The organism is Endozoicomonas sp. ONNA2 (assembly GCF_024606365.1).
Classification (GTDB): Bacteria; Pseudomonadota; Gammaproteobacteria; order Pseudomonadales; family Endozoicomonadaceae; genus Endozoicomonas.
This window is the reverse complement of the sequence record NZ_JAHHPO010001106.1, coordinates 1-5,280: the sequence shown is the minus strand read 5'-3', so window position 1 is coordinate 5,280 and position 5,280 is coordinate 1. Positions and strand designations below refer to the sequence as shown.

At 49.9% G+C, this 5,280-nt stretch carries 3 protein-coding genes and 1 pseudogene; all 4 read right to left on the bottom strand.

The features are described from left to right. Positions 1-574 (bottom strand): OmpP1/FadL family transporter (locus tag KDK14_RS19695; RefSeq protein WP_257266917.1); only part of this gene is annotated, 574 nt, incomplete at its 3' end. Between the two features lie 289 nt (positions 575-863). Next, a pseudogene (locus KDK14_RS19690) lies at positions 864-1,214 on the bottom strand (MMPL family transporter); the annotation flags it as partial. Between the two features lie 309 nt (positions 1,215-1,523). Continuing rightward, the gene (gene pepN, locus KDK14_RS19685; RefSeq protein ID WP_257266915.1) at positions 1,524-4,175 is read right to left on the bottom strand and encodes an aminopeptidase N; all 2,652 of its coding nucleotides are present in this window, start codon (positions 4,173-4,175) and stop codon (positions 1,524-1,526) included. Between the two features lie 60 nt (positions 4,176-4,235). Further along, entirely contained in the window at positions 4,236-5,087 is an 852-nt protein-coding gene (locus KDK14_RS19680; protein ID WP_373691123.1) for a DUF2797 domain-containing protein, read from the bottom strand. Positions 5,088-5,280: the final 193 nt, after the last annotated feature.

Here is a 5,280-nt window from a genome sequence, read left to right as displayed (position 1 = left end):
ATGGCTGCAGCTCCTGGTAATCGCGAACATTGTATGGGATCACCAAACAGTTACCTCCATAGGTAGCAAAAACACCTAAACCCAAAGAGAGCTGGTCAGAAAATTTATAGGCAACTGTTGGCTGGAAATTAACGATGGTTACTTGAGTTTCATCGGCAAGATATCGCCCAGCCCAGTCGTCATTGTAGTCTGTGGATGAACCAAATGGCGCATATACACCGAAACCAAACGAGAGTTGATCATCTACAGGCATTGAGAAGTAGCCAAAGGGGATCACAGAAGTTTTCAGAAACTCATCATTGCTGCTGGCTCCCACAACGTTTCCTTCACCTTTAAAATCCCCATCAGGAACAACAACAGCCCCACCCACAGTCACCTGCCGCTCTTTCAGCAATGCAATACCCGCCGGGTTAGCCGCCAGAATAGAAGCATCTTCCGCATTGGAACTCCGCCCGGCATAGGCAGTACCTGCAGCAGCTGCTGAAGATTCATTCAGGGCAAAACCGGCAGCACCAGCCTGCATGGCCAGCGTCAGCGTTGACAGGGCAAAGAAGGATTGATTGATTATTTTCATTAGTACTTCCTTTCAGGCACATCTGGAGATGCATTTTTATTATTGTGCGAATGTCGTGTGACTTTTCGTAAACGGATAGTAATACATTTGTTAAAGTTTGAAAAGCAATGAACTCCCGGTGAAGCACTTTCCAACAAAACCGAACAAGCAATTTCAATAAGTTTGACATGTACACTCTCCGCTCAGGACGAACGGAGCCTGCACGTCAACAATAGAATGAACCCATCAATTACACTGAAATCGTTTACTATAAATAACAGACAACCGACAACTGACAAAAACCACCCTGCTAAACCGAAACAGTTGCTGTCCTGCGCATATTCCGCCCATCAGCCTTGCCACCGAGCAGCAACCTGGCCAGGGCTGGCATCAGCCAGATAGCGCCAATCATATTCCAGACAAACATGAAGGTCAGCAGAATGACCATATCCGCCTGGAATTTCAGCGGCGAGAAGATCCAGGTACCGACGCCAATGGCCAGTGTCAACCCGGTAAAGGTGACGGCTTTACCGGTTATCGTCAGGGTTGCATAGCAGGCTTCTTCCAGCGACATACCCTGCCTCATAAAGCTCTCTAAACGACTATAGATGTATATTCCGTAATCCACGCCGATCCCCACACCCAGGGCAACAACCGCTATGCGAATGGTATTACCGGAGTTGCCGCCGTCTTCCATATGACAAAGCATATTCTGGATAAAAGGGTGCTGCAGCGGCACCATCTTCTGGAAACTGGCATCCATCCGCAGTCCGGTCGCCAACTGCCAGGCCAGAAACAGTGAGACCAGCAGGAAAAACAGGCAAACCCGCAGACGATTATTGAAAATCATCTGCTCTATTATCGATTCACTGGCTTCTCTGGACAAAGAGGAATAGCATGAATGATGATAATTAGTCGTCTAAAAATAACTTTCCCACTTTAATCTTTTTAATTATTGCCTGAATTCAAGTCAGAGACTTTTGGTGACTACTTCATAAACATCAGCAGATAGACCCGGTGTTGCTTTAATTCTCTCCAGTGCTTTACGCATCCGTTCACGACAGCCAGGCTCAAATTTGCGCCAGCGGGTTAACGGCGTCATCAGTCGTGCAGCAATCTGCGGGTTCTTGCTATCAAGGTCCAGAAGCTGATCCGTCAGGAACTCATACCCGAGACCATCCACCCGGTGAAACTGCCTCATGTTGCCAGCAAAACCACCCAGCACAGCTCGCAGCTTATTGGGACTGGTGGCATCAAAGATGTCATGTTGCATCAGCTTGAGAATATGCTCCAGGGTGCCCAGTGATGGGCTGGCGGCCTGAACCGCCAGCCACTGGTCCATCACATTGGTATCGTCCTGATAACGCTCCAGGAAATCCGCCAGTACTTCCTCAATCAGCTCCCGATCCTGACAGCCCGCATTAACAATACTGGCCATTGCCGCAAACCGATCCGTCATATTGGACGCACCGTGATACTGCTGCTCTGCCAGCGCCAACATGCCTTTATCATCCAGACTGGTCAAATAGGACAGGCTGATATTTTTCAGTGTGCGTTCAGCAATATCCTCCGCTTCAGGGCGATAAGGCTTACTGCTACTTAAAGAACGCCACAAGGTTTTCAGTGATTCACTGTGCGCTGACGCAATCCCATGCCTTACGGTCAAGCGTGCCTGATGGATAAACTGCGGGTAAACCTCTACAGCCTGTTCTGCCAGGGAGGCCTCCGAGGGTAATGACAGCATTTCCGCTTGCACCGCAAGGTCCAGAGACTCATCAGTGATAATCGTTCCAAACGCCTTGATCAGGCTGTCATCAGGAGGGCACTCCCTGCCCTGCTCCAGGGCCGCCACCATTTCATCAATAACGCCACTGGCCAGGCGCTGACTGGCATCCCACCGGTTAAAGTGATCGCTGTCGTGTTCCATCAGGAACAGCAGGTCATCACGGGTGTAATCATACTTGACCCGCACCGGCGCAGAGAACCCTCTCAATAGAGAAGGCAGTGGACGCTCTTCTATATGTTCAAAAGTAAATATCTCTTTTTGCTGTTTGACATCCAGTACCTGATCGGTGTCGCCGACTTCATTGAGGGGCAGATCTTCACCCTCACCGTCCAGCAGGCCAATACGAACCGGGATATGGAACGGCAGCTTTTCCTTCTGCCCCGGTGTCGCAGGACAGGATTGCTCAATGGTCAGCCGGTACTGTTTGCTGTTTTCATCGTACTCATCGCTGACCTTAAGTACCGGCGTGCCTGCCTGGCTGTACCATCGGCGGAACTGGCCAAGGTCACGGCCAGACGCATCCTCCATGGCCTTGACAAAATCTTCACAGGTTACGGCCTGGCCATCATGGCGGGCAAAGTAAAGATCCGACCCCTTGCGGAAATTCTCTGGCCCGAGAATACCATGGATCATTCGTACGACTTCCGCCCCTTTTTCATAAACAGTGACGGTGTAGAAGTTAGAAATCTCAATAAACGACTCGGGCCTGACCGGGTGCGCCATGGGCCCTGCATCTTCGGCAAACTGGGCGGTGCGCAGAATGTTTACATCCTCAATTCGTTTTACCCCCCGGGAGTTCATATCCGCAGAAAACTCTGCATCCCGGAACACGGTAAACCCTTCTTTCAGGCTCAGCTGAAACCAGTCCCGGCAGGTAACCCGATTACCGGACCAGTTGTGGAAATACTCGTGGGCAACAATCGCTTCAACCCGCTGGAAACGGGCATCGGTGGCCGTTTCCGGACTGGCCAGCACACAGGCTGAATTAAAGATGTTCAGCCCCTTGTTTTCCATGGCGCCCATATTGAAATGATCCACGGCGACAATCATGAAAATATCCAGGTCGTATTCGCGACCATAGACCTGTTCATCCCACTTCATGGATTTCTTCAATGAGGTCATGGCGTGATCACACTGATCAATATTGTGCGCTTCGGTAAACAGTCGCAGCGTCACCTCACGGCCACTCATGGTGGTAAAGTGATCTTCCACATACTGCAAATCACCCGCCACCAGGGCAAAGAGGTAGCTCGGCTTTTTAAAGGGGTCTTCCCAGGTCACATAGTGCCTGCCACCGTCCAGTTCGCCACGTTCCATTTCATTGCCATTGGAGAGGAGTACCGGGTAAGCCGTCTTGTCGGCGATAATTCGGGTGATAAACCGGGACATCACATCGGGGCGGTCAAGGTACCAGGTAATCTTGCGAAAACCTTCTGCCTCACACTGGGTACAGAACATGCCATTGGATTTATAGAGCCCTTCCAGGGAGGTGTTTTCCTGGGGCTTGATGCGGCAGACAGTGGTTAACGTGAACGTTTCTGTGGGTGATGTAATCCTGAGCAAGCCTCCCTCTTCCCTGAAGTTTGAAAATGGCTGGTCATCGATCTCAAGCGAGACCAGTTCCAGATCATCCCCCACCAGCACCAGCTCAGGCAGGTTTTTTTCTGAACTGTTTTCTGCAGCTGACGGATGATCAAGGTTACGTCGGATACTGAGCACTGAGGTAACCATCGTATGGTCATCAAATAGATCAAAAGTGAGGTCGGTCCGATCAATCCAGTAGTCAGGTGCCTGATAATCTTTCAGGTAAATCGCTTTTGGTTGCGAGTCTTTCATCTTGTTCATCCTGTTGTCTTTTTCATAAGCGTTTTTACAAGTGTTTCTCAAGGAGAGCGTTTAATGAACAGCCACGCTTACCTGATAGGCGGTATGTTTACGAATATTGACGACACCATGATCAAATATCAGGTACTGTCCCTTAATTCCCAGTAGCGTCCCTTCAATTAACGGCTCCTTGTCAAAGGATCGGGACGTCACTTTAGCGGGGTACTCAATAACGGGATAATCAATATTCACAACGTCAGACGGGTCTGTACCTGCCAAAGGTTGTATTGCCTGAATGCCAAATTGCTCCTGCAATGCGGTAATCCGACTACTGTTCATGTCCAACAATTCCCGGGCGCTATCCTGCAGGTCCAGAGGGTCAGCGGGTCCCTTCAGCATAGCTCGCCAGTTGGTCCGGTCATTAATGAATTCCTTGAAAATCACTTCCAGCAACCCTGACTGCTGCCGGGTAGCCACGCGGATAAATGGCAGCGCCTGGGTGGCACCCTGATCAATCCAGCGGGTTGGCACCTGGGTTGCCCGGGTAATGCCAACTTTCAGGCCGGATGAGTTGGCCAGATAGACGACATGATCTGTCATACAGAATTGTTCTCCCCAGGCCGGATCACGACAGGTACCCTGATCATAATGGCATTTTTCCGGACTCATGATGCAGCTGTCACACTGGGGCAACTTTTTAAAACAGGGGTAGCAGAACCCCTGGTTAAAACTCTTTTTGGTTTTCCGGCCACAGTGACAGCAATGAATTTCTCCCTGGTATTTTATGGACAATTGACGTCCAAGCAGGTCATTCAATAGCAGTAGTTGATCGCCAACGGGCAGTTGGTAGGTAACCTGGCTGTTTTCAGTCCCGGTGAGCAGGTCTGAATGCATTTTACTGAGCGAACCGGTGATAGTAGACACAGTTGTACTCTTGTGTAGGGTAAGAACGGCCCTGTTATTCAACAGAGCGACATAAGTAGTTAACCAAATGAAATCATATTTTCTGACTAATTGACCAGTCACTCTGCTGCCGTGCAACTCCGGTCACATAGCTAAGGATATGCTTCCTGCGTTGCGCCTTGCATAGTAACTGTCCACTTAGCCAGAAATATAC

Coding starts and splice junctions, on each gene's coding strand:
- pepN (WP_257266915.1), bottom strand. CDS start 4,175: ATGAAAGACTCGCAACCAAAAGCGATTTACCTGAAAGATTATCAGGCA.